This window comes from Paucilactobacillus salsurae (genome assembly GCF_054784995.1).
Map to the genome: position 1 here is coordinate 1 of NZ_BAAHWX010000026.1, position 1,632 is coordinate 1,632.

Consider the following 1,632-nt stretch of genomic DNA (forward strand, 5'->3'; position numbering starts at 1 on the left):
AAGCTGCTGAGATTCCAGAAGGGACACAACTTGGATCAATCGAAGACTTCATGAATGCGATTGCTAACAAACCGGTCTTGGTCTATGTAAAGAAAGAACCAAACGAATACCAAGGAAAAACAACTGACGTTAACCAAGTTGCACCATGGAATTTTAGCAAGACAAAATTTGAAAGTGTGCAACATACTTGGGCAAATAAATCAGGATCAATGAAAGATAACGGCAAACCAATTGAAATCTCAAGTGATGATTTACCATTCTAAATTTACGGAGGCTATAAATTGAACTATGACAATATACCAACTGAATTACGGTCCTTAACGCAATGGGGGACTTATGAAAAGGTTTGGAACGAAGAACGACATAAGTATACCAAGATTCCACACAATGCCTTAAATGATGAGGGTGGACGTTCTAACGCACCTGACACTTGGGTAGATTTTCAAACAGCTTTAGCAGGTATGAAAAAATTCAATCGTGATGGTTTAGCTTTCTATTTTGGCAATGGATATGTCGGTTTGGATATTGATCACATCAAGGATGAAATTGAACAATATCTGCTTGGCGATTATCAGCATACAGTTGTGAAAGATGTGATTGATAAACTGCAGAGCTACACAGAAGTCAGTCTATCTGATGAAGGTATTCATGCCATTTTCAAAGGAAAGATTCCAGGCAATCGCAGACGAAAAAGCAATATTGAAATGTATGAATCCGGACGTTTTTTTGCACTCACTGGTAAGACAATTGGACCATTTGCAAATCACGTCAACTCACCAATCCCTGAAAATATTAAGCTGCTTTACACGAAGTTCTTTGGTGAAGATAAAGTCGTGCAGCTACCGAATCAATCCACAATTACAACTAATGACTTAGACGTGGATGAAATTATCAGACGAGCTGAAATGTCTAAGAATGGTAATCGGTTCAAGTTATTCATGCAAGGCGGCTGGGAGAATCATTATCCATCACAATCTGAAGCAGACTTAGCTTTCGCAGACACACTCGCCTTCTGGTGTGGGAGAGACTTCAGTAAAATGGATCAGATATTTAGATCGTCAGATTTAATGCGACCTAAGTATGATGAACAACACGGCAAGACAACCTATGGCAACGCACTGCTCAACAAAGCCATTAATGAAACCAGTGAAACGTTTAATCCAAAAAAACAACCATTGAATAAGTACATCCTTAATTTTGGTGGAGATGAAGATAAGAAAGACGATAAACCTAAACCACCACGTAGTTGGGATGATACCGGTAATGCAGACCGGTTCATGGATTTGTACGAAAATATAGTTCGATATTCGTACATTGATAAAAACTGGTTTGTGTATAACGGCAGTTACTGGGAAGTTGATAATCAAGGCATGATTGCTAGCTACTTAGATAACATGTTGGAAGTTATGAAGAATGAAAAATTGTTTATTGCGGCAGGGCAAGAAGAAGAGAATGCCAAAAAAAACTGGGATAATTTTTTACAAAAAACTCGCAGCAATCATTCTAAGAAAGCAATCCTAGATGAGATTAAACATCGAGTACCAATTTTGCACGGTGAGTTTGATAAGGATAAAACTTTACTGAATGCCGAGAATGGTTACATTGATATGAACAGTGGTATTCTCCACGATC

At 38.2% G+C, this 1,632-nt stretch carries 2 protein-coding genes; both read left to right on the plus strand.

The genetic code is table 11. From position 1 onward, the window contains the following. On the plus strand, positions 1–263 hold a 263-nt coding region (locus ACYVQZ_RS09955; protein WP_461241225.1), incomplete at its 5' end, for a DUF669 domain-containing protein. Positions 264–281: 18 nt separating this feature from the next. Continuing rightward, positions 282–1,632 (plus strand): phage NrS-1 polymerase family protein (locus tag ACYVQZ_RS09960; RefSeq protein WP_461241226.1); only part of this gene is annotated, 1,351 nt, incomplete at its 3' end.